This window comes from Hydrogenophaga sp. H7, assembly GCF_002025745.1.
Lineage (GTDB): Bacteria > Pseudomonadota > Gammaproteobacteria > Burkholderiales > Burkholderiaceae_C > Hydrogenophaga > Hydrogenophaga pseudoflava.
The window spans coordinates 54,664-75,326 of the sequence record NZ_MCIC01000014.1; the positions used below are offsets into that span (position 1 = coordinate 54,664).

Genomic DNA, 20,663 nt, shown 5'->3' on the forward strand with positions numbered 1-20,663 from the left:
CCGCTCCGGAATTCCGCATGAACACCTTGACCTCGCGGTCCGGGCGGGCGTTGGCCGCCTGGACGTTGCTGGGGCTGGCCGCCTACGCGCTGCTGCCCTGGTACTTCCTCCAACAAGAATCGCTCTGGGCGGCGCTGCCCGGCGTGTGGGGCGGTGACGCCACCGCCAGCGGCGTGGTGCAGGCGGCGCTGCACGGGCGGCCCTGGCTCTGGACCGGCGTGGCCGGCCTGCTGGTCGCCGGCGCCGGCCTGCTGTTGCCCGTGGGGCGGGCGCAGGGCGGGGTGCTGGTGGCCGGCGCGCTGCTGGGCCTGGCCGGCCTGCTGGCGAGCGGCTTCGCCATCGGTGCGCCGGGCTGGAGCTTCCCGGCGCTGGAGGCCTGGTTCGGTCCGCTGGAGCACGGCCAGTTCGGCATGGGCTGGGGCGGCTTTGTTGCCATCGCCTGCCTGGTGATGCTGCTGGGGGCGGGCATCGCGCGGCTGGGCTTCTTCCGCGGCGATGTGTTCGTTGCGGGCGCGGTGGTCGGCTGCGTGAGCCTGCTCGCGCTGTTCGTGGTCTACCCAGTGCTGCGCTCGCTGGCCTCGGGGCTGTACGACGACATGGGCCTGTGGGCGCCGGGTGCGCTGGTGGACCGGCTGGCCACCGAGCGCATCTGGGGCCTGGGCTGCGTCATCGCCGACACGCGCTGCGGCGTGGCCTGGAACACGCTGTTCCTCGCGCTGCTGACGGCGGCGGGCACGACGGTGATGGGCACGCTGATGGCGCTGTGGGCCGAGCGCGGCGGCACGCGGTTGCAGAAGCCGCTGAACGTGCTGGCCATGCTGCCCATCATCACGCCGCCCTTCGTGGTCGGTCTGGGCCTGATCCTGCTGTTCGGCCGCGCGGGCCTTTACAACCAGTTCATGGAATGGGCCTTCGGCGTGCAGCCCTCGCGCTGGTTCTACGGCGTGTTCGGCGTCTGGCTGGCGCAGATGTTCGCCTTCACACCCATCGCCTTCATGATCATGCGCGGCGTGGTGCAAGGCGTGAGCCCTTCGCTGGAAGAGGCGGCGCAGACCCTGCGCGCCGACCGCCTGCGCACCTTCGTCACGGTGACGCTCCCGCTGCTCAAGCCGGGGCTGGCCAACGCCTTCCTGGTGGGCTTCATCGAGAGCATGGCCGACTTCGGCAACCCCATCATCCTGGGCGGCTCCTATGCCGTGCTGTCCACCGAAATCTTCTTCGCCATCGTCGGCGCCTCGCTGGACCCGGGCATGGCGGCGGCGCTGGCCCTGGTGCTCACGCTGTTCGCCCTGGTGGTGTTCTTCGTCCAGCGCGGGCTGCTGGGGCGCACCAGCTTCACCACCGTGACCGGCAAGGGCGACGCGGGCCTGCCGATGCCGCTGCCCGATGCGGTGCGGCGCCTCTGCTTCGGCGTGGCCGGGCCCTGGCTGCTGTTCACCGTGGTGGTCTACCTGTTCGCGTTCGCGGGCGGCTTCGTGAAGACCTGGGGCCGCGACTACACGCTCACGCTGGACCACTTCCGAGGCGCCTTCGACCTGCAGTGGGGTGAGCACGGCCTGGTGTGGGCCGGCACGGCCTGGAACTCGCTGTTCACCACCGCCTCGCTGGCGGCGATGGCGGCGCCGGTCTGCGCCTTCCTGGGCCTGCTGATCGCCTGGCTGCTGGCGCGCACCGAGTTCCGCGGCAAGTCGGCCTTCGAGTTCGCGGCGCTGCTGACCTTCGCCATTCCCGGCACCGTGCTGGGCGTGAGCTACATCCTGGCCTTCAACGTGCCGCCGGTGGAGCTGACCGGCACCGGGCTGATCATCGTGCTGTGCTACGTGTTCCGCAATCTTCCCGTGGGCGTGCGCGCGGGCACGGCGGCGTTCAAGCAGCTCGACCGCTCGCTCGACGAGGCCTCGTTCATGCTGCGCGCCGGCACGCTGACCACGCTGCGGCGCGTGGTGCTGCCGCTGCTCAAGCCGGCGCTGACGGCGGCGCTGATCTACAGCTTCGTTCGCTCGATGACCACGGTCTCGGCCGTGATCTTCCTGGTCTCGGCCAAGTACGAGCTGTCCACCACCTACATCATCGGCCGTGTGGGCAACGGCGAGTACGGGCTCGCGCTCGCCTACTGCACGGTGCTCATCGTCTTCATGTCCGTCATCACCGCGCTGGTGCAGCGCCTGGTCGGTGAACGGCAACTCGGCCGCCGCGCGGGCGGCCACTGATTCCAGGGAAACCGACATGACCACACACGGCATCCAGTTCCGCCAGGTGACCAAGCGCTACGGCGGCGCGAACGCGCCCCTGATCGTCAAGGGCATCGACTTCACGGTGCCCAAGGGCACGCTGACCACCATCCTCGGCCCCTCGGGCTGCGGCAAGACCACCACGCTGCGCATGATCGCGGGGCTGGAGTCGCCCTCCGGCGGCCAGATCCTGATCGACGGCCGCGACGTGACGGCGCTCGGCCCCAGCGAGCGCAACGTCAGCATGGTGTTCCAGAGCTATGCGCTGTTTCCGCACATGAGCGTGCTCGACAACGTGGGCTACGGCCTGAGCGTGAGCGGCCTGCCCAAGGCGGAAATCGCCGAGCGGGCGAGGGCGGCGATGGCGACCGTGGGCCTGGTCGGCATGGACGCGCGCCTGCCCAGCGAACTCTCGGGCGGCCAGCAGCAGCGCGTGGCGCTGGCGCGCGCGCTGGTGATCGAGCCGGCGGTGCTGCTGTTCGACGAGCCGCTGTCCAACCTCGACGCGCGCCTGCGCCGCAGCATGCGAGAGGAGATCCGCAGCCTGCAGCAGCGCCTGGGCCTCACGGTGGCCTACGTGACGCACGACCAGAGCGAGGCGCTGGCCGTGAGCGACCAGATCATCGTGATGGACGCGGGCCAGATCGCCCAGGCCGGCGCGCCGCAGGACCTGTACGAGCGCCCGGCCAGCGCCTTCGTGGCCGGCTTCATGGGCGAGGCCATGTTGTTCGATGGCGTGAGCGAGGCCGACGGTTCGGTGCGCTTCGGTCCCATCCGGCTGCAGCCGCGCCACCGCCTGCCGCCCGGCCCGGTGAAGGCCGCGATCCGGCCCGAGGCCTGGTCCATCGGCCCGCGCGAGGCGGGCGGCCTGGGCGGCGAGCTGCTCAAGCAGGCCTACCTGGGCTCGTTCCAGGAACTCACGGTGCAGACCGAACTGGGCCCGATCTTCGTGGTCAGCCCGCAGGTGGACCGCGAATGGCGGCTGGGCGAAGAACTCGGGCTGTCCCTCAAGGACCACGGCGTGACGGTGGTCGCTGCATGAGTGTTCACACGACAGAGAAACGGAAATCAGGCATGACGACAGAGACGGTGGTGTTCGATCTCGGCGGGGTGGTGTTCAACTGGCAGCCGACCGTGCTGCTGCGCCAGGTGCTGCCCGGGCGGGCGCGCGACGAGGCCGAGGCGGCGCACTGGGTGCGCGAGATCTTCCAGACCTTCGACCCCGACGGCGACTGGGCGCAGTTCGACCTCGGCAACGTGGAGCCCGAGGGGCTGGCGCAGCGCATCGCCCGGCGCACCGGGCTGGCGGTGGAGGAGGTGATGGCGGTGATCGACGGACTGGCGCCGCACATGCGCGTGAAGGACGACACCGTCGCGCTGATCCACGACCTCAAGGCGCGCGGCCACCGGCTGGTCTACCTCTCGAACATGCCACACGGGCTGGCGCGCTGGATCGAGGACGACCACCCGTTCGCCGACTGGTTCGAGGACGGCATCTTCTCGGCCCGCGTGGCGCTGATGAAACCCGACCCCGCGATCTTCCATGCGGTGACCGAGCAGCTGGCGGTGAGCGACCCCTCGCCGGTGTTCATCGACGACGCGCCGCGCAACATCGACGCAGCCCATGCCATCGGCTGGCGCGGCGTGCGCTTCGAGACTGCGGCACAGGTGCGGGCGGATCTCGGGGCGCTCGGGCTGCTGGGCTGAGCGACCCGGGCCCTCAACCCGCCACAGCCGCCGCTCAGGGGGCCACGCCGCCGGCCACCGGCATGGCCGCGCGCATGGCGTCGATGAAGCGCCGCAGGCGCAGCGGATAGAACCGGGCGTGCGGATAGACCAGGTAGACCGGCAGGGCCGGCGCCTGCCACTGGGGTACCAGATGCACCAGCCGCCCCGCGGCCAGATCGTCAGCCGCCATCCAGGCCGACACGATGCCCGCACCCAGCCCCAGCACGGCGGCATTGCGCAGCACATAGAGGTTGTCGGTGCTCAGGCGGGGGCGGATAGCAAAGCGCCGGGTCTGCTGCGTCTGCTGGTGGGTGAGGCTCACCTCGTCTCGGTAGTAGGTGCGCAGGGCCAGCCAGGGCAGGTTGGCGAGTGCGTCCACCGTCGCGGGCGGCTCGCCGCTTTCCAGCAGTGCTGGCGCCGCGATCACGATGCGCGGCACGTCCATCAGCCGGATCGCCACCACCGAGGGGTCGCGCACCTCGCCGACCTGAATCGCGCAGTCGATGCCGGCGCCGATGAAGTTGTGCACATCGTCGCGCAGCAGCCACTCGACCTGGATGTCCGGATGCGCCTGCAGGAACCGGGTCAGGGGCCGCACCAGCTGTTCCTGTCCGAACGCATGCGGCACCACCACGCGCAGCTGGCCGCGGGGCGCCTGCTGCTCGCCGTGCGCGTCCGCGGTGAGCGCCTCCCAGTCCTCCATCAGCAGCTTGGCGCGCTCATAGCAGCGCTCGCCGTCCGGCGTCAGGTGCATGGCCCGGGTGGAGCGTTGCAGCAGGCGCACGCCGAGCAGGCGTTCCAGCGCCAGCAGGCGCCGGCTGATGGTGGGCTGGGTGGTCTGCATCTGCGCCGCCGCGCGCGAGAGGCTGCCGGCTTCGACGATGCGCACGAAGGTCTGCATCAGGGCCAGCCGGTCGCCGCTGCCGATGGGGAGCGTGTCGGCCGGTGCTGCGGGTGATGGAGGCTTATTCATTCGCATATCGTATATCTGTGGTGTGTGACAGCCGTCTTCCGCCGAAATTCACCGAGAAGGACACTGCGTCCATCGAGTTTTCTGGAGTTTGTCATGTCATCCATTCACTTGTCGAATGTATTGGGGGCGGCGTCATCCCATCAGGGTGTGGCGCTTTCGCCCGCCCTGGTGCGCCTGCTGGCTGTCGGCGCTGGCCTGACTGTGGCCGCGCTGTACTACGCCCAGCCCATGCTGGGAGTGCTGGGCGCACAGCTGGGGGTGGGTCCGCAGACCCTGGGCTTCGTGCCCATGCTCACGCAGCTGGGCTACGCGCTGGGCATCCTGTTGACCGCGCCCCTGGGCGACCGTTGCGACCGCCGGACGCTGGTGCTCGTCAAGTGCGGCTGGCTGGTGGCGGCCCTGGCGGGCGCGGCGCTGGCACCGTCCATTGGCTGGCTGCTGCTGGCGAGCTTCGCCATCGGGCTGGCGGCCACGGCCGCGCAGGACATCGTGCCCGCTGCGGCCACGCTGGCGCCTGAAGCCCGCCGCGGGCAGGCTGTGGGTGCGGTGATGACCGGCTTGCTGCTGGGCATCCTGCTGTCGCGCGTGGTCAGCGGTTTCGCCGCCGAACACCTGGGCTGGCGCTCGACCTTCGGCCTGGCGGCCGTGTCGGTGGCTCTGGTGGCCCTGGCGCTGGCGCGCGGGCTGCCGCATGTGCTGCCCACAACCAACCTGGGCTACGGCGCGCTGCTGGCGTCGCTCGGATCGCTGTGGCGCCGCCATCCCTCGGTGCGGCAGGCCGCGCTGGCCCAGGGCGCGCTGGCGGTGGGGTTCAGCGCCATCTGGTCCACGCTGGCGATGTGGCTGCACGGCGCACCGTTCCACATGGGCAGCGCGGCGGCCGGTGCCTTCGGCATTGCCGGGGCGGCCGGCGCACTCGCCGCACCCTGGTTCGGGCGCCTGGCGGACCGCCATGGCCCGCACCGCAGCGCCCTGGCGGGTGCCTGTCTGGCGCTGGCGGGCTATGCGGTGACGGGGCTGGTGGGTGGCTTGCCGCAGGGCGTTCAGGTGGCGGCGCTGGCGCTGGCGGTGATCGTGTTCGACCTCGGGTTCCAGGGCGCGCTGGTGTCGCACCAGTCGCTTGTCTACAGCGCCGATCCGTCGGCACGCAGCCGGCTCAATGCCCTGCTGTTTGTGGTGATGTTCGGGGGCATGGCTTCCGGCTCCGTGCTGGCCGGCATGCTGTTCGCCCGCTGGGGCTGGAACGCGGTGGCCGGTCTGGCGGTGGCCTCGGCGCTGGTGGCCGTGGGCCTTCGGCTCGGCAGGGGCGGATCGGCCGGTACCGCGGGTACCATGCAGCGACCATGAGCCCCGACACCCGCCTCCCGCGCGACGCCCAGAGCATCCTGGAGCTGGCCGCGCGCTCGATGTTCGACCTGTTCGCCAACGCCAGCGAGGGCATGCTGCTGGTGGACCGCAAGGGGCGGGTGGTGTGGATCAACGACCAGTACCGCCGCTTCCTGCCGGCGCTGGGCTACGAGCGCGAGGAAGACTTCGTCGGCCACCCGGTGTCAAACGTGGTGCAGAACACGCAGATGCACCAGGTGCTGGAAACCGGCAAGCCGATCCTGATCGACCTGCTGACCAACAAGGCCGGCACCTTCGTGGTCAGCCGCATCCCGCTGCGGGACGAGGCGGGCGAGGTGATCGGGGTGCTGGGCATCGTGCTGTTCGACCACCCCGAGACCACGCTGCAGCCGCTGATCGCCAAGTTCGCGCGGCTGGAGCAGGACCTGAACGAGGCGCGGCGCGAACTCGCCAGCCAGCGCCGCGCCAAGTACACCTTTGCCAGCTTCGTCGGCAGCAGCGCCGCCGCGCAGGAGGTCAAGCGCCAGGCGCGCCGTGCGGCGCAGTCGGCCAGCCCGGTGCTGCTGCTGGGCGAGACCGGCACCGGCAAGGAGCTGCTGGCGCACGCCATCCACGCCGCCTCGCCGCGCGCCGGCCGGCCATTCGTGGGTGTGAACATGGCGGCCGTGCCCGAGGCGCTGATGGAGGCGGAGTTCTTCGGCGTCGCGCCCGGGGCCTACACCGGCGCCGACAAGAAGGGGCGCGACGGCAAGTTCAAGCTGGCCGATGGCGGCACGCTGTTCCTCGACGAGCTGGGCGACATGCCGATGGCCGTGCAGGTCAAGCTGCTGCGCGCGCTGCAGGACGGGGAGATCGAGCCGCTGGGCTCCAACAAGCTGATCCGCTGCGACGTGCGCGTGGTGGCCGCCACCTCGCGCGACCTGGCGCAGCTGGTGCGCGCGGGCCAGTTCCGCGAAGACCTGTTCTACCGGCTCAACGTGCTGCCCATCCGTGTGCCGCCGCTGCGCGAGCGCCAGGGCGACATCCCGCTGCTGGTCGAGACGCTGTGCGAGGACATCGCCGCGCGCGGCGCCAACATTCACCTGGAGCTGCTGCCGCCCGCGCTCGATTTGCTGGCCGCGCAGCCCTGGCGTGGCAACACGCGCGAGCTGCGCAACGTGCTGGAGCAGCTGGCGCTGCGCAGCGACTCGCCGCAGATCGGTGCCGCGCAGGTGGAACAGGTGCTGCGCGACTCGGGGCTCGACCGCATCGAGCCCGCGCTGTCGCGGCGGGCCGATCCCGTGTCGGCGACGGACGCGGAAGGCGACCTGCGGCCGCTGCCGGTGCAGATTGCCGAGCTGGAGCGCCGCGCCATTGCCGCCGCGCTGGCCCGCACCGGCGGCAACCGGGTGGCCGCAGCGAAGCTGCTGGGCATCTCGCGCGCCAGCCTGTACGATCGGCTGCACCTGTCTGAAAATCAGACATATGTCTGAAAACCAGACAGATTAATCTGAGGCGATGTGTCTTAATTTCAGACATTTGCACGCCGGAATAGCTGCAGTTCATTGATTCAAAAGAGATTTTTTTCCTGGCACGGACTGTGCAAAGTGGTCTGACGTTCACCGGCCCGGTGATCCCACAACCAGGAGACAAGACATGTTCCAGACCACGCGCCGCGTTGCGGTGATGGCCCTTGCCTGCGGCGCCGCCGCTGCCTTTGCCCAGTCGGGCGGCGAAATCCGCATCGCCCACGTCTACAGCAAGACCGGTCCGCTGGAGGCCTACGGCAAACAGACCCAGGTGGGTCTGATGATGGGTCTGAACTACGCCACCGGCGGCACCATGATGGTGGCGGGCAAGAAGATCGTGGTGATCGAGAAGGACGACCAGGGCAAGCCCGACCTGGGCAAGAGCCTGCTGGCCGCGGCCTACGCCGACGACAAGGCCGACCTGGCCATCGGCCCGACCAGCTCGGGCGTGGCGCTGGCCATGCTGCCGGTGGCCGAGGAATACCAGAAGATCCTGCTGGTCGAGCCCGCGGTGGCCGACTCCATCACCGGCGACAAGTGGAACAAGTACATCTTCCGCACCGGCCGCAATTCCTCGCAGGACGCGATCTCCAACGCCGTGGCGCTGGACAAGGCCGGCACCACCATCGCCACCCTGGCGCAGGACTACGCCTTCGGCCGCGACGGCGTGAAGGCCTTCAAGGACGCGGTCAAGACCGCCAAGATCGTTCACGAGGAATACCTGCCGACCAGCACCACCGACTTCACCGCCGGTGCGCAGCGCCTGATCGACAAGCTCAAGGACCAGCCGGGCCGCAAGGTGATCTTCATCATCTGGGCCGGCGCGGGCAACCCGTTCAAGATCGCCGACCTCGACCTCAAGCGCTACGGCATCGAGATCGCCACCGGCGGCAACATCCTGCCGGCCATGGCCTCGTACAAGAACTTCCCCGGCATGGAAGGCGCCACCTACTACTACTTCGGCATCCCCAAGAACCCGGTGAACGAGGCCATGGTGGCCCAGCACTACACCCAGTTCAAGAGCCCGCCGGACTTCTTCACAGCCGGTGGTTTCAGCTCGGCCATGGCCGTGGTCACCGCGCTCAAGAAGACCAACGGCGATGCCAAGGCCGCCACGCTGATCAAGACCATGGAAGGCATGAGCTTCGAGACGCCCAAGGGCACGATGACCTTCCGCAAGGAAGACCACCAGGCCATGCAGAGCATGTACCACTTCAAGATCAAGGTGGACCCGGCCTTTGCCTGGGGCGTGCCTGAGCTGGTGCGCGAGATCAAGCCTTCGGAAATGAACGTTCCCATCCGCAATAAGAAGTAACCCCCCTGCGCCGCTTCGCGGCTTCCCCCAGGGGACAACGCCTGCGGCCCGGCAAAGCCGGTTCCGCGGCGTTTCTGGAAGGTTGCGGCACTCGCCGCAACTGCTCGCGCACTCGCGCTGCGCGTGGAGGAACTTGATGCTTGAAACCACTGACCTCACGGTCCGCTTCGGCGGGCACGTGGCGGTGAATGCTGTCTCCTGCGCGTTCGCGCCGGGCACGCTCACCGCCATCGTCGGCCCCAACGGCGCCGGCAAGACCACCTACTTCAACCTGATCTCGGGCCAGATCAAGGCCACCGCCGGGCGCGTGAAGCTCAACGGTGTGGACATCTCGGCCCAGGGCGCCCCGGCGCGCGCGCAGGCCGGGTTGGGGCGGGCCTTCCAGCTCACCAACCTGTTCCCCAACCTCACGGTGCGCGAGAACGTGCGGCTGGCGGTGCAGGCGAGGGCAGGGGCCGGGCTCAACCTCTGGAAGATCTGGAGCGATCGCAAGGACCTGGTGGTGCGGGCCGACGAGGTGCTGGAGACCGTGGCGCTGGCCGACAAGGGCGACCAGCTCGCGGCCAGCCTGCCGCACGGCGACCAGCGCAAGCTGGAGGTGGGCATCCTGATGGCGCTGGAGCCGCAGGTGTTCATGTTCGACGAACCCACGGCCGGCATGAGCGTGGACGAGGTGCCGGTGATCCTGAACCTGATCCGCCAGCTCAAGGCCGACAAGACCAAGACCATCCTGCTGGTTGAACACAAGATGGACGTGGTGCGCGAACTTTCGGACCGCATCATCGTGCTGCACAACGGCGAACTCGTGGCCGACGGCGAACCTGCGAGCGTGATCGCCTCGCCGGTGGTGCAGCAGGCCTACCTCGGCATCAACCCGGAAGAAAAAGAAGAGGTGACAGCATGAGCCCCCACGCTCCACCGCTGCGCGGGTCGCTGCCCCCCGAGGGGGCTGATCCGGCTTGGGGCGGCCCGGCGCCGGATCGCGCTTCGCCGCTGCTGAAACTCGAAGGCGTGCACACGCACATCGGCGCGTACCACATCCTCCACGGCGTCGACCTGGTGGTGCCCAAGGGCGAACTCACCATGCTGCTGGGCCGCAACGGTGCCGGCAAAACCACCACGCTGCGGACCATCATGGGCCTGTGGCACGCCAGCCAGGGCAAGGTCACGCTGGCGGGGCAGGACATCACCGCGCGCCAGACGCCCGAGATCGCCACCAGCGGCGTGGCCTACGTGCCCGAGAGCATGGGCATCTTTTCCGACCTGTCGGTGCGCGAGAACATGCTGCTGGCCGCGCGCGGCGCGCGCACGCTGGACGACATCGACACCACGCGGCTCGAATGGATCTTCGGCCTGTTCCCGGCCATGAAGAAGTTCTGGAACCACCCGGCCGGCAAGCTCAGCGGCGGGCAGAAACAGATGCTGGCCGTCTCGCGCGCCATCGTCGAGCCGCGCCAGCTGCTGCTGATCGACGAACCCAGCAAGGGCCTCGCGCCCGCCATCATCCAGAACATGATCGCGGCCTTCCGCGAACTCAAGGCCGCGCAGACCACCATCCTGCTGGTCGAGCAGAACTTCAACTTCGCGAAACAGCTGGGCGACAGCGTGGCCGTCATGGACGACGGGCGTGTGGTGCACAGCGGTTCCATGGCCGAACTCGCGGCGGACGAATCGCTGCAAAGCAAACTGCTCGGTCTGAGCCTGGGAGCGCACCAATGAACTTCCTGAAAGACATGGACTGGAAGCCCATGGCCCTGGTGCCGCTGCTCGCGCTGGCCGCGCTGCCGGCTATCGGCAGCCCCTCGACCTGGCTCACGCTGACCGTGGCCGGCCTGGCCATGGGCATGATCGTCTTCATCATCGCCTCGGGCCTGACGCTGGTGTTCGGCCTGATGGACGTGCTGAACTTCGGCCATGGCGTGTTCATCGCGCTGGGCGCCTTCGTGGCCACCACGGTGCTGGGCAGCATGAACGCCTTCACCACCGCCGACAGCCTGTGGACCAACCTGCTGGCGTTGCTGCCCGCCATGCTGGTGGCGATGGCGGTGGCCGGCGCGCTGGGCCTGGTGTTCGAGCGCTTCATCATCCGCCCGGTCTACGGCATGCACCTCAAGCAGATCCTGATCACCATGGGCGGCATGATCATCGGCGAGGAAATGATCAAGGTCATCTGGGGGCCGGAGCAGATTCCGCTGCCGCTGCCCGAGGGCCTGCGCGGCTCGCTGCTGATCGGCGACGCCGCCGTGGAGAAGTACCGCATCGTCGCGGTGCTGGTCGGCGCTGCGGTGTTCGCCGCCATGGTCTGGACGCTCAACCGCACCAAGGTCGGCCTGCTGATCCGCGCCGGCGTGCAGGACCGCGAGATGGTCGAGTCGCTGGGTTACCGCATCAAGCGCCTGTTCGTGGGCGTGTTCGTCGCCGGCAGCGCGCTGGCCGGTCTGGGCGGCGTGATGTGGGGCCTGTACCAACAGAACGTGGTGCCGCAGATGGGCGCGCAGGTCAACGTGCTGATCTTCATCGTCATCATCATCGGTGGCCTCGGCTCCACGCTGGGCGCGCTGATCGGGGCGCTGCTGGTGGGCCTGATGGCCAACTACACCGGCTTCCTGGTGCCCAAGGTGGCGCTGTTCTCCAACATCGCGCTCATGGTCGCCATCCTCTTGTGGCGCCCGCAGGGTGTCTATCCGGTGACCAGCCGTTGAAAGCCTGACCATGCTGCACCGACTCCTCTCCAAAGACCTGCCGCGCAGCCCCTGGCTGGCGGCTCTTCTGGTCATCCTGTTCCTCGGCCTGGCGTTCGCGCCCTTCCTGTTCCCGGGCGTGAAGGCGCTCAACGTGGCGGCCAAGATCCTGATCTTCGTCGCGCTGGTCGCCAGCTTCGACCTGCTGCTGGGCTACACCGGCATCGTCAGCTTTGCGCACACCATGTTCTTCGGCATCGGCGCCTACGGTGTGGCCATCGCGCTCAGTTCGGTGGAAGATGCCTCGTTCGGCACCATCGGGCTCGGCGTGGTGTGCGCGCTGCTGGTGTCCACGCTGCTGTCGCTGCTGATCGGCCTGTTCTCGCTGCGGGTGCGGGCGATCTTCTTCGCCATGATCACGCTGGCCGTGGCCTCGGCCTTCCTCACACTGGCCTCGCAGCTGTCAGACTTCACCGGCGGCGAAGACGGCCTGACTTTCAGCGTGCCCGAGCTGCTCTCGCCCGGCTTCGAACTGAGCGAGGAACCACTGGCGCTGCCCTGGGGCGAGGTCAACCTCAACGGCAAGCTGCTCACCTACTACCTCATCTTCGCCAGCGTCTGCGCCATCTTCCTCACGCTGCTGCGCATCGTGAACTCGCCCTTCGGCCGCGTGCTGCAGGCGATTCGCGAAAACGACTTCCGCGCCGAAGCGCTGGGCTACCGCACCGTCGTCTACCGCACGCTGTCCAACGTGCTGTCGGCTCTGTTCGCCACGCTGGCCGGCTGCCTGCTCGCGCTCTGGCTGCGCTACAACGGGCCGGACACCTCGCTGTCCTTCGAGATCATGCTGGACATCCTGCTCATCGTCGTCATCGGCGGCATGGGCACGCTCTACGGCGCGCTCATCGGCAGCGTGCTCTTCGTGCTGGCGCAGAGCTACCTGCAGGACCTGCTGCGTGCGGCCGGCGAGGCCGCGGCCGGCGTGCCGCTGCTGCCCGCGCTGCTCACGCCCGACCGCTGGCTGCTCTGGCTGGGCCTGCTGTTCGTGCTCTCGGTCTACTACTTCCCCACCGGCATCGTCGGCAAGCTGCGCGAACGCGCCGTGCTCGCACGGCTGAAAGGCATGAAATGAACGAATCCGTTGTGGTGCCCCTGTCGCGCTACCTCTCCTGCGAAGGCCGCGAAATCCACTTCATGGACTGGGCGCGCGCGCCCGGCACCACCGACCACGGCACCGTCATCGCCTGGCACGGCCTGGCCCGCACCGGCCGCGACATGGACCCGCTGGCCGCGCACCTGAGCGCGCTGGGCTACCGCGTGGTCTGCCCCGACACGATTGGCCGCGGCCTCTCGCAATGGAGCCCCGAGCCCAAGGCCGAGTACTGCCTGGCCTTCTACGCCAGGCTCGCGCGCGCGCTGGTCGACCAGCTGGGGCTGACCCAATTCCACTGGGTCGGCACCTCCATGGGCGGCGCCATCGGCATGGTCGCCGCCGACGGTCTGCTGCGCGGCCGCATCCTGCGCCTGGTGCTCAACGACAACGGCCCCAAGCTCGCCGACGCCGCCATCGAACGCATCCGCAGCTACGCCGGCAACCCGGCCAGCTTCGCGACGGTGAGCGAGCTGGAGCAGTACTTCCGCACCGTCTACAAACCCTACGGCTGGCTCAACGACGCGCAGTGGACGCTGCTGACCGAAAGCTCGGTGCGCCGCCTGCCCGACGGCCGCGTCACGCCGCACTACGACCCGGCCATGGTGATGCAGTTCACCGAACACCCGGGCGACTACGACCGCTGGCCCGAATACGACCGCATCGACATCCCGGTGCTGTGCCTGCGCGGCGCCGAGTCCGACCTGCTGCTGGCCGACACCGCCGAACAGATGCGCGACCGCGGGCCGCGGGCGCTGGTGGTGACGATTGCGGGCTGTGGGCATGCGCCGGCGCTGAATGTGCCGGAGCAGTTGCAGTTGGTCAGCCGGTTTTTGGCGGGGCAGTGAGGCTTGGACGAAGTGAGTCGGCCAAGAGGGACATGGAAGGTGGCAATACCGCTCGCGACAGTTCGTGTCGAGTGTCCCGATTAGCGAAAAGATGACCGACGCGCAGTGGCATGGGCTTCACGGCACCACGTGAGCTCGTGCGCCACGCGGCTCCATGCTGCCGAGTGTCCGTGTTGATCGACCAGTTAAAGGCCATGCTTCCGCCTCTCGATTCTCGCTTCATCACTTCCGTCGCGCTCTGCTACCCCATACCAATATGCGGCTTTGGTTCGGTCGGGCTGGATTCCCAGAGACCCTGCCAACCAGATGCGCGCAGCAGCGAGCGCTACGTGTGCACCCGCACCGTGCATGGCTGCTTGTTCTATGTGATGCAGGCGCCGCATGGGTGCCTCGTCATAAGGCAATGAGCACACCTTCATGTCGTAAGCAAATGCCAGTTGGAGGTGGGCATCTACGTCTCCCTGCTTCATCTCCTTTTCCACTCTGTCCACGAGCCGCACAGCTTCGACGTGCGACAGTTCCTCGCCTGCGGCTCGCCACGCATAGGAGGCAAGCGCGGCGAGGTTTCCACGTTCGATTTCGGCTTTGAGAATCTCCATCGCCTCGGCCTTGCGGCCTGCGACGCGAAGTTCCGCAACGGCGAGTTGCCAGGGTTTCTGCATAGGTGTTCCTGTTTAGGTTAGTCCGCGCTGCTCTCGTACACGCGGTAGTGGCCGTCAGAAAAGACCCAATGGGCTTGCTCACGGAGCAATTCGATGGCCTTTGATGTTGCTCGTGCGACGGCAGCCTCGCTACCACCAATGCTGTCCCAGCGAAAGCCGATGAGCCGGACATGACAACCGCGATATGGATTCGTGTTGGGTGAGGCAATCAGTCCGTCGACCACCGCTTCCGCGACAGTGTGTTGAATGCGCAGGGCGTACTCTGCGTTGAACTCCTCCGGCCACTCGACCGCCACCGAGAAGTTGAGTTCCGCCGCCGGCTCTGCGCGAAGTTTCACGAACGCATAGCTTGAAGGATGACCGTACCGACCTTTGAACTCGAACTCAACTTCATGCGCCGTAGAAAGCACGTAGTGGTTGTGGGACGTCTTCTGAAGCGTCCAGTTCGCAAGGAGTTGGTCTTGATTCATTGTGGGAGCTCCATTGGAGGATGCCCTGTATGGCCTGAAATAGGGCGACCCTTCCTTGCCGTTGAGCCTCGCATCGACCGAGGGGACTAGGCTTCACTTGCCACAAGCTTGAGGATGGTTTCGGTGGCTTCGATCAATGCGGGTAATGGCATAGGTGCCTCGCCTTCATACGAAACGACAGCGCCGAAGGCCTTGGCTAGAGCGCAGCTGACGATCAGCACGCACGCTAGGTCCTTCATGCTTCCACCCCAGATCATGCTGATGCAGTAGTCTTTTCCGCCTGCTAGTGTTTTGAGTGCAGCATCTGCGCCGGAAATTTCTGCCGCATCTTCATAGAAGATCTCGAAGCCTGGCCCGGTTTCGCCCTTGAGGGTGAAGGGAACGAAGCCGGAGTCTTTGAAGGGGGCGAACTTGGGACTCACTCTCAGGTCGAATCCGAGTTCATCAATAGCTGATTGGAGCGCCTCTTGTCCGGGAACTTCTGATTTTTCGATGAAGGCGAACTGAGTGTTTGACATACGCGGTTGTGGTTAGGTCTATCTTTGATCTGAACGGAAAAACGCCGGATGCCCACAACCGCTACCGCTCAGCAAAATCTCATCGGATTCAGGAAAACCCTTTGAGATCAAGCGATCAAGCACCTCCGCCGCAGGCAGAAGCAGGTATGTCAGATGCGACAAATCCGGTAACGAGGCTCCGAGCTGTCTCAATCCTTCGCCCCCCGTCCCAACGCCCGCTCCCGGCTCGCCGCCAGCTGCATCGGGTCATCCGCCTGCTTCGTCGGCCAGCCCTGCAGATGCCGTTCGGCCAGATCGGCCAGCGCGCGAATCCAGTCCGGGCTGTCGTTGAGACACTCGATGTACTCAAAGCGCTGGCCGCCCGCGTGTTTGAAGGCTTCCTGTGCCTCCATTCGGATTTCTTCCAGCGTTTCCAGGCAGTCGCTGGTGAAGCCGGGGCAGACCACGTCGACGCTCTTGAGGCCTTTCTGCGCCAGCGCGACCAGGGTCGGCTCGGTGTAGGGCTCCAGCCACTTGGCCTTGCCGAAGCGCGACTGGAAGGTGACGGTGTAGTCGTCCTTGGCGAGGCCCAGCTTCTCGGCCAGCATGCGCGCGGTCTTCAGGCATTCGCAGTGGTAGGGGTCGCCCAGGTGCAGGGTGCGTTCGGGCACGCCGTGGAAGCTCATCACGAGGTGGTCGCCTTGGCCGTGGTGCATCCAGTGCGCGCGGACCTTGCGGTGCAGCGCGTCGATGTAGCCCAGGTCGTCGTGGTAGCGGTTGACGAAGCGCAGCTCGGGGATGTGGCGGATCTTCTGGCTCCAGGTGGAGACGGCGTCGATCACGCTGGCGGTGGTGGTGCCGCTGTATTGCGGGTAGGCCGAGAGCACGAGCACGCGGGTCACGCCCTGGGCCTTGAGTTCGTCGAGCACGGACGGGATGGACGGGTTGCCATAGCGCATGGCGTAGCGCACCGTGACCTGGTGGCCGCGTTCGCCCAGGTAGCCGCGCAGCAGCGTGGCCTGCTTCTCGGTCCAGACCTTGAGCGGCGAGCCCTCGGGCGTCCAGATGCTGGCGTACTTGGCGGCCGACTTCTTGGGCCGCACACGCAGGATGATGCCGTGCAGGATCAGCATCCAGACGGCACGCGGAATCTCGACCACGCGCGGGTCGCCCAGGAACTCGGCGAGGTAGCGGCGCAGGGCGGGTGCCGTGGGTTCGTCGGGGGTGCCGAGGTTGCACAGCACGATGGCCGTGCGGGGCGCCTGGCCATGTTTGAAAGCGGGTTCGGTCTGAAAGGGCATGCGCTATTCTCCCGCAGCCATGAAGACCCCTGAGCCCCTGCGCACCCATGTTCCCGACCAGGGCCTGCACCTGTCCCGCATCCGCGCCATCACGCTGGATCTGGACGACACGCTCTGGCCCATCTGGCCCACCATCGAACGCGCCGAGCGGGTGCTGCAGGACTGGCTGGACACACACGCGCCGGCCACCGCCGCGCTGGGCCGTGACCGCAACACCCTGCGCGAGGCCCGCAACCAGATGGTGACGATGCGGCCCGACCTTGCACTAGACATGAGCGGCCTTCGGCGGGAGTCGATCCGCTGGCTGCTGCAGCGCGCGGGCGAGGACCCGGCGCTGGCCGAGCCGGCCTTCGAGGTCTTTTTTGCCGAGCGGCACCGGGTGGAGCTGTTTGAAGACGCGCTGCCTGCGCTCGAATACCTGGCCAGCCGGTTCCCGGTGGTGGCGCTGTCCAACGGCAACGCCGACGTGCACCGCGTCGGCATTGGCGCGCATTTCCACGCTTCGTTGCACGCGGGCGGTTTCGGCGTCGGCAAGCCCGACGTTCGCATCTTTCACGCCGCAGCCGAGGCCGCGGGCGTGGCGCCGCACGAGGTGCTGCACATCGGCGACGACGCGCACCTGGACGGTGTGGGCGCGCTGAACGCCGGCATGCAGCTGGCCTGGCTGAACCGCGCCGGCCACCCCTGGGAACACGCGCCGCTGGTGCCGCACCTCACGGTGGGCGACCTGCACGCGCTGTGCCGCGCGCTGGAGGGCTGACGAATGACGCTGAGCATCCACGGCATTGCGGCCTCGCGGGCGCTGCGCCCGCTGTGGGCCGCCACCGAGCTGGGCCTCAGTTTCAATCACGTGCCCACGCCCTACCAGGGCGGCGCGACCCGCATGCCCGAATTCCTGGCGCTCAACCCCAACGGCCACATCCCGGTGGTGGTGGACGCGCGGCCGGAGGGCGAGGTGGTGCTGTGGGAGAGCATGGCCTGCGCGCTCTACATCGCGCGCCACCACGGCGTGGGTGACGGGGCGTCGATCACACCGGCCACGCCGCGCGAAGACGCCGAGGCGCTGCGCTGGAGCTTCTGGGCCGTGAACGAAGCCGAGGCCGACGCACTCACGGTGCTCATGCACCGCATGGTGATGCCCGCCGAGCGACGCAAACCCGAGCTGGCGCTGGTGGCCGCGAAGCGGCTGGCCGTGCCACTGCGTGTGATCGAGCAACACCTGCAGCAGCAGCACGCGCGCGGCGAGCGCCATCTGGCGGCGGACCGTTTCACGGTGGCCGACCTGTGCGCGGCCAGCGTGCTGAACTGGGCCAGACCGGCGCGCGAGCTCATGGCCGCGCACCCGCTCACGCACGACTGGATCCGGCGCTGCATCGAGCGCCCGGCGCACCTGGCCGCGAAGGGGCTGGGCTGAACGAAACACCCCTGTCGCGCTGCGCGCGACCCAAAGGCGAAGCTTCCCGTCAGGTCCGGAGCCGCCTCGTGCGCCCCGCCGATCCGGCGCGCTGGCAGGCGCGGCGGTAGGCCTGCAGGGTCTGCTGCGCGCGCCCGAGCACGCTCTCGGCCGGGTAGTCCACCTCCACCGCAGGCGCCACCGGCAGGCCCGAGGGCAGGCCGGTCAGCAGCTCCAGCCCTTCGCTGAGGTGGGCGGCGGTGTGGATGTGGAAGCGGCCTTGCTCAACGGCCTCGACCACAGGGCGCTCCAGCATCAGGTGGCGCAGGTTGCGCGCGGGCATCAGCACGCCCTGGCGGCCGTCCAGGCCCGAGGCTTCGCAGACGCGGAACCAGCCCTCGATCTTCTCGTTGATGCCGCCCACGGGCAGCACCTCGCCGTGCTGGTTGAGCGCGCCCGTGACCGCAATACCCTGGTTGAGCGGCACACCCGAGAGCGCCGAGAGTACGGCGAAGAGTTCGGCGCACGAGGCCGAGTCGCCCTCCACGCCGTGGTACTCCTGCTCGAACACGATGGAGGCGTTGAGCGCCAGCGGCGCCAGGTGCGCGAACAGGGCCGTGAGGTAGCTGTGCAGGATCAGCACGCCCTTGTCGTGGATGGGGCCCGACATCTCGACCTCGCGTTCGATGTTGAGCAGGCCCTGCGTGCCCGCGTGGGTGCGCGCGCTCACACGCACCGGTAGGCCAAAGCGCCAGTCGCCCAGGTCGATCTGGGTCAGACCGTTGATCTGGCCCACCTGCTCGCCGTGCAGCGTGATCAGGCGCTCGCCCTCGGCGATGGATTCGCGCAGGCGCTGCTCGGGGTAGTTGTGGCGCTGGCGCCGCGCGTCCAGCGCCGCGTCCACGTCTTGCAGTTCGACCCGGCTGGCGCCGCGCGCGCGGCACATGCCGGCGCTCTCGGCCACCAGGGCCTCAGTGCGCGCGAAGATGGCGCTCTGGCGCGTCTGGTCGTCCACCTGGCGGTGGGCGTCCTCGATCAGGCGGGCCACGGCCGGCGCCGAGAGGTGGGGCAGGCCCAGTTTGCGGCAGGTGTGGGCCACGAACAGTGCGCTGGCCGCTCGGGTCTCGTCGCTGGCCGGAAAGCTCTCGGCGAAATCCACCTTGACCATGAAGTGGCGCGCGAACTCGGGGTCGGCCTCCTGCACCGCGTAGTACTCGTCCACCGAGCCGATCAGCACGATCTTGGCCTCCACGTCCACCGCCTCGGGTTGCAGCGAGACGGCCGCCATGGGCATCAGCGAGCTGCCGGGCTCCTCGATCTGCACCCGGCCCGAGCGCATGAAGCGGCGCAGCTTTTCCCACACGAGTTCGTCGGCCAGCAGGTCGCGCAGGTGCAGCAGCAGGAAGCCGCCGTGGGCGCGGATCAGGCTGCCCGCGCGCACGCGGAAGAAGTCGGTCATCATCACGTCCTCTTCGGCCTGGTACTCGATGCGGCCAAAGAGCGTGTGGAACACCGGGTTGTCTTCCGCGATCACCGGCGCGCCCGACAGGTCGGCGTTGTCCACCACCAGGTTGACGCGGTAACCCAGCAGCAGCTGGGCCAGCGCTTCCTGGCGCGCTTCGTCGTCGCTGTCCTGCGCGATGAAGAGCTCGATGTGTTCGAGCACGTCGTGCTGCACCTGGTCGAGGTAGCTCCCGAGCTTGACGGAGTCCTTGATCTGCTTCTTCAGGCTCACGCGGATGGTCTGCAACTCGTGGTCGAGCAGCGGCTTGACGGTCTGGCGGCGCAGCGCGGCCAGGCCTTCGTTCATCACCCGCAGCATGGGGCGGGTCTTTTCCAGGAAGCGTGCGATCTCATCGCGCAGCTCCTGCTCGGCCTTGTCGATCTCGGCGCGCCGGTCTTTGGAGAGCGTGCGGGCCTCGGCCTCGGTCAGCGCGGCACCCTTTTCACCGATGAGGGTGAACACCAGATGGCCCGATTCGCGAAACAGATTGAAGCTGCGCGCCTCGGCGAAAGCGACGAGCTCGCCATAGGCCTTGGCCTCCTCGGCCTGGTAGGCGTTCTGGATGCGCTCGCTCTCGGCCTTGAAGTCTTCGCTGCTCAGGCGCAGCGGGATCTCGCTCTGCAGGAAACGTGAGAGTTTGCCCATGAGCTGGCGCAGCTCGCGCCCCTGGCCGGCGGGCATGCGCAGGGCGCGCGGGCGCTCGGGGGCGTCGAAGTTGTGCAGGTAACACAGGTCGGGCGGCACCGGGCGTTCGGCGGCCACCGCCCGCGTCAGCTGCCGCAGCAGCGTGGCGCGCCCGCTGCCCACCTCGCCCAGCACGAACAGGTTGTAGTCGGGCTGGTCCATCGCCAGGCCAAAGCGCGCGGCCGTTTCGGCGCGCTCCTGGCCGATCCAGGGCAGGGCGCCGGTGGGCAGCGTGGACGTGTCGTCGAAGCCCAGCGAGGCGGGGTCGATGCGCAGGCTCAGTTGCTCGGGGGCGAGGCGGGTGGTGGTCATGGGCAGGTCTCTCGGGTTCGGAGTGGCCATGATGCGCGGATTGCGGGGGGCGCGCCAAG

Annotated in this window: 19 protein-coding genes; 13 read left to right on the forward strand and 6 right to left on the reverse strand. The window is 68.1% G+C overall.

Going from position 1 to position 20,663, the window contains the following annotated elements:
• Nucleotides 1-17: 17 nt before the first annotated feature.
• From BC358_RS09320 to BC358_RS09330, 3 genes are read left to right on the forward strand one after another with little or no spacing between them, the layout of a single operon-like run.
• On the forward strand, nt 18-2,210 hold the full coding sequence (locus BC358_RS09320; protein ID WP_079365619.1) for an iron ABC transporter permease: 2,193 nt from the start codon (nt 18-20) through the stop codon (nt 2,208-2,210).
• Between the two features lie 16 nt (nt 2,211-2,226).
• Nucleotides 2,227-3,273, forward strand: coding sequence for an ABC transporter ATP-binding protein (locus BC358_RS09325; protein WP_079365886.1), 1,047 nt, complete (start codon nt 2,227-2,229; stop codon nt 3,271-3,273).
• 32 nt (nt 3,274-3,305) lie between these two features.
• Nucleotides 3,306-3,938 (forward strand): HAD family phosphatase, encoded by a 633-nt coding sequence (locus tag BC358_RS09330; protein WP_179130045.1) that lies wholly within the window; start codon nt 3,306-3,308, stop codon nt 3,936-3,938.
• Between the two features lie 34 nt (nt 3,939-3,972).
• Here the strand turns inward: BC358_RS09330 and BC358_RS09335 are convergent, their stop codons facing one another.
• Entirely contained in the window at nt 3,973-4,932 is a 960-nt protein-coding gene (locus tag BC358_RS09335; protein WP_079365621.1) for a LysR family transcriptional regulator, read from the reverse strand.
• Between the two features lie 93 nt (nt 4,933-5,025).
• On the opposite strand from BC358_RS09335, the gene BC358_RS09340 reads away from it, so the two are divergent.
• The 8 genes from BC358_RS09340 to BC358_RS09375 all read left to right on the forward strand — a co-directional run bounded on the left by BC358_RS09340 (nt 5,026) and on the right by BC358_RS09375 (nt 13,781).
• Nucleotides 5,026-6,279: an MFS transporter gene (locus BC358_RS09340; RefSeq protein ID WP_079365622.1), complete on the forward strand. Its 1,254-nt coding sequence runs from the start codon at nt 5,026-5,028 to the stop codon at nt 6,277-6,279.
• Entirely contained in the window at nt 6,276-7,751 is a 1,476-nt protein-coding gene (locus BC358_RS09345) for a sigma-54-dependent Fis family transcriptional regulator (protein WP_079365623.1), read from the forward strand. The genes BC358_RS09340 and BC358_RS09345 overlap by 4 nt, the downstream gene beginning before the upstream one ends.
• Nucleotides 7,752-7,914: 163 nt before the next feature.
• The gene (locus tag BC358_RS09350; RefSeq protein ID WP_079365624.1) at nt 7,915-9,102 is read left to right on the forward strand and encodes a substrate-binding domain-containing protein; all 1,188 of its coding nucleotides are present in this window, start codon (nt 7,915-7,917) and stop codon (nt 9,100-9,102) included.
• 136 nt (nt 9,103-9,238) lie between these two features.
• The gene (locus BC358_RS09355) at nt 9,239-10,006 is read left to right on the forward strand and encodes an ABC transporter ATP-binding protein (RefSeq protein WP_079365625.1); all 768 of its coding nucleotides are present in this window, start codon (nt 9,239-9,241) and stop codon (nt 10,004-10,006) included.
• Nucleotides 10,003-10,821 (forward strand): ABC transporter ATP-binding protein, encoded by an 819-nt coding sequence (locus BC358_RS09360; RefSeq protein ID WP_079365626.1) that lies wholly within the window; start codon nt 10,003-10,005, stop codon nt 10,819-10,821. The genes BC358_RS09355 and BC358_RS09360 overlap by 4 nt, the downstream gene beginning before the upstream one ends.
• Nucleotides 10,818-11,804: a branched-chain amino acid ABC transporter permease gene (locus BC358_RS09365; RefSeq protein ID WP_066258914.1), complete on the forward strand. Its 987-nt coding sequence runs from the start codon at nt 10,818-10,820 to the stop codon at nt 11,802-11,804. The genes BC358_RS09360 and BC358_RS09365 overlap by 4 nt, the downstream gene beginning before the upstream one ends.
• A gap of 10 nt (nt 11,805-11,814) precedes the next feature.
• Nucleotides 11,815-12,915, forward strand: a complete 1,101-nt coding sequence (locus tag BC358_RS09370) for a branched-chain amino acid ABC transporter permease (protein ID WP_079365627.1) — start codon at nt 11,815-11,817, stop codon at nt 12,913-12,915.
• Nucleotides 12,912-13,781 (forward strand): alpha/beta fold hydrolase, encoded by an 870-nt coding sequence (locus BC358_RS09375; protein WP_079365628.1) that lies wholly within the window; start codon nt 12,912-12,914, stop codon nt 13,779-13,781. Before BC358_RS09370 ends, BC358_RS09375 begins: the two co-directional genes overlap by 4 nt.
• A gap of 185 nt (nt 13,782-13,966) precedes the next feature.
• On the opposite strand, the gene BC358_RS09380 is transcribed toward BC358_RS09375, so the two are convergent.
• From BC358_RS09380 to hemH, 4 genes are all read right to left on the reverse strand, one after another.
• Nucleotides 13,967-14,443, reverse strand: a complete 477-nt coding sequence (locus tag BC358_RS09380; protein ID WP_066151576.1) for a hypothetical protein — start codon at nt 14,441-14,443, stop codon at nt 13,967-13,969.
• Between the two features lie 17 nt (nt 14,444-14,460).
• Nucleotides 14,461-14,913: a hypothetical protein gene (locus BC358_RS09385; RefSeq protein ID WP_079365629.1), complete on the reverse strand. Its 453-nt coding sequence runs from the start codon at nt 14,911-14,913 to the stop codon at nt 14,461-14,463.
• 86 nt (nt 14,914-14,999) lie between these two features.
• Complete coding sequence (locus BC358_RS09390) at nt 15,000-15,431, reverse strand: hypothetical protein (protein ID WP_079365630.1); 432 nt, start codon at nt 15,429-15,431, stop codon at nt 15,000-15,002.
• A gap of 188 nt (nt 15,432-15,619) precedes the next feature.
• Nucleotides 15,620-16,711, reverse strand: coding sequence for a ferrochelatase (gene hemH, locus BC358_RS09395; protein ID WP_079365631.1), 1,092 nt, complete (start codon nt 16,709-16,711; stop codon nt 15,620-15,622).
• 19 nt (nt 16,712-16,730) lie between these two features.
• On the opposite strand from hemH, the gene BC358_RS09400 reads away from it, so the two are divergent.
• Both BC358_RS09400 and BC358_RS09405 read left to right on the forward strand, forming a co-directional pair.
• Nucleotides 16,731-17,471 (forward strand): HAD family hydrolase, encoded by a 741-nt coding sequence (locus BC358_RS09400; RefSeq protein WP_179130058.1) that lies wholly within the window; start codon nt 16,731-16,733, stop codon nt 17,469-17,471.
• Nucleotides 17,472-17,474: 3 nt separating this feature from the next.
• Complete coding sequence (locus BC358_RS09405) at nt 17,475-18,125, forward strand: glutathione S-transferase family protein (RefSeq protein WP_079365633.1); 651 nt, start codon at nt 17,475-17,477, stop codon at nt 18,123-18,125.
• A gap of 49 nt (nt 18,126-18,174) precedes the next feature.
• Here the strand turns inward: BC358_RS09405 and BC358_RS09410 are convergent, their stop codons facing one another.
• On the reverse strand, nt 18,175-20,604 hold the full coding sequence (locus BC358_RS09410; protein WP_079365634.1) for a Lon protease family protein: 2,430 nt from the start codon (nt 20,602-20,604) through the stop codon (nt 18,175-18,177).
• Nucleotides 20,605-20,663 lie beyond the last annotated feature (59 nt).

Coding starts and splice junctions, on each gene's coding strand:
- BC358_RS09320 (WP_079365619.1), top strand. CDS start 18: ATGAACACCTTGACCTCGCGGTCCGGGCGGGCGTTGGCCGCCTGGACG.
- BC358_RS09325 (WP_079365886.1), top strand. CDS start 2,227: ATGACCACACACGGCATCCAGTTCCGCCAGGTGACCAAGCGCTACGGC.
- BC358_RS09330 (WP_179130045.1), top strand. CDS start 3,306: ATGACGACAGAGACGGTGGTGTTCGATCTCGGCGGGGTGGTGTTCAAC.
- BC358_RS09335 (WP_079365621.1), bottom strand. CDS start 4,932: ATGAATAAGCCTCCATCACCCGCAGCACCGGCCGACACGCTCCCCATC.
- BC358_RS09340 (WP_079365622.1), top strand. CDS start 5,026: ATGTCATCCATTCACTTGTCGAATGTATTGGGGGCGGCGTCATCCCAT.
- BC358_RS09345 (WP_079365623.1), top strand. CDS start 6,276: ATGAGCCCCGACACCCGCCTCCCGCGCGACGCCCAGAGCATCCTGGAG.
- BC358_RS09350 (WP_079365624.1), top strand. CDS start 7,915: ATGTTCCAGACCACGCGCCGCGTTGCGGTGATGGCCCTTGCCTGCGGC.
- BC358_RS09355 (WP_079365625.1), top strand. CDS start 9,239: ATGCTTGAAACCACTGACCTCACGGTCCGCTTCGGCGGGCACGTGGCG.
- BC358_RS09360 (WP_079365626.1), top strand. CDS start 10,003: ATGAGCCCCCACGCTCCACCGCTGCGCGGGTCGCTGCCCCCCGAGGGG.
- BC358_RS09365 (WP_066258914.1), top strand. CDS start 10,818: ATGAACTTCCTGAAAGACATGGACTGGAAGCCCATGGCCCTGGTGCCG.
- BC358_RS09370 (WP_079365627.1), top strand. CDS start 11,815: ATGCTGCACCGACTCCTCTCCAAAGACCTGCCGCGCAGCCCCTGGCTG.
- BC358_RS09375 (WP_079365628.1), top strand. CDS start 12,912: ATGAACGAATCCGTTGTGGTGCCCCTGTCGCGCTACCTCTCCTGCGAA.
- BC358_RS09380 (WP_066151576.1), bottom strand. CDS start 14,443: ATGCAGAAACCCTGGCAACTCGCCGTTGCGGAACTTCGCGTCGCAGGC.
- BC358_RS09385 (WP_079365629.1), bottom strand. CDS start 14,913: ATGAATCAAGACCAACTCCTTGCGAACTGGACGCTTCAGAAGACGTCC.
- BC358_RS09390 (WP_079365630.1), bottom strand. CDS start 15,431: ATGTCAAACACTCAGTTCGCCTTCATCGAAAAATCAGAAGTTCCCGGA.
- hemH (WP_079365631.1), bottom strand. CDS start 16,711: ATGCCCTTTCAGACCGAACCCGCTTTCAAACATGGCCAGGCGCCCCGC.
- BC358_RS09400 (WP_179130058.1), top strand. CDS start 16,731: ATGAAGACCCCTGAGCCCCTGCGCACCCATGTTCCCGACCAGGGCCTG.
- BC358_RS09405 (WP_079365633.1), top strand. CDS start 17,475: ATGACGCTGAGCATCCACGGCATTGCGGCCTCGCGGGCGCTGCGCCCG.
- BC358_RS09410 (WP_079365634.1), bottom strand. CDS start 20,604: ATGACCACCACCCGCCTCGCCCCCGAGCAACTGAGCCTGCGCATCGAC.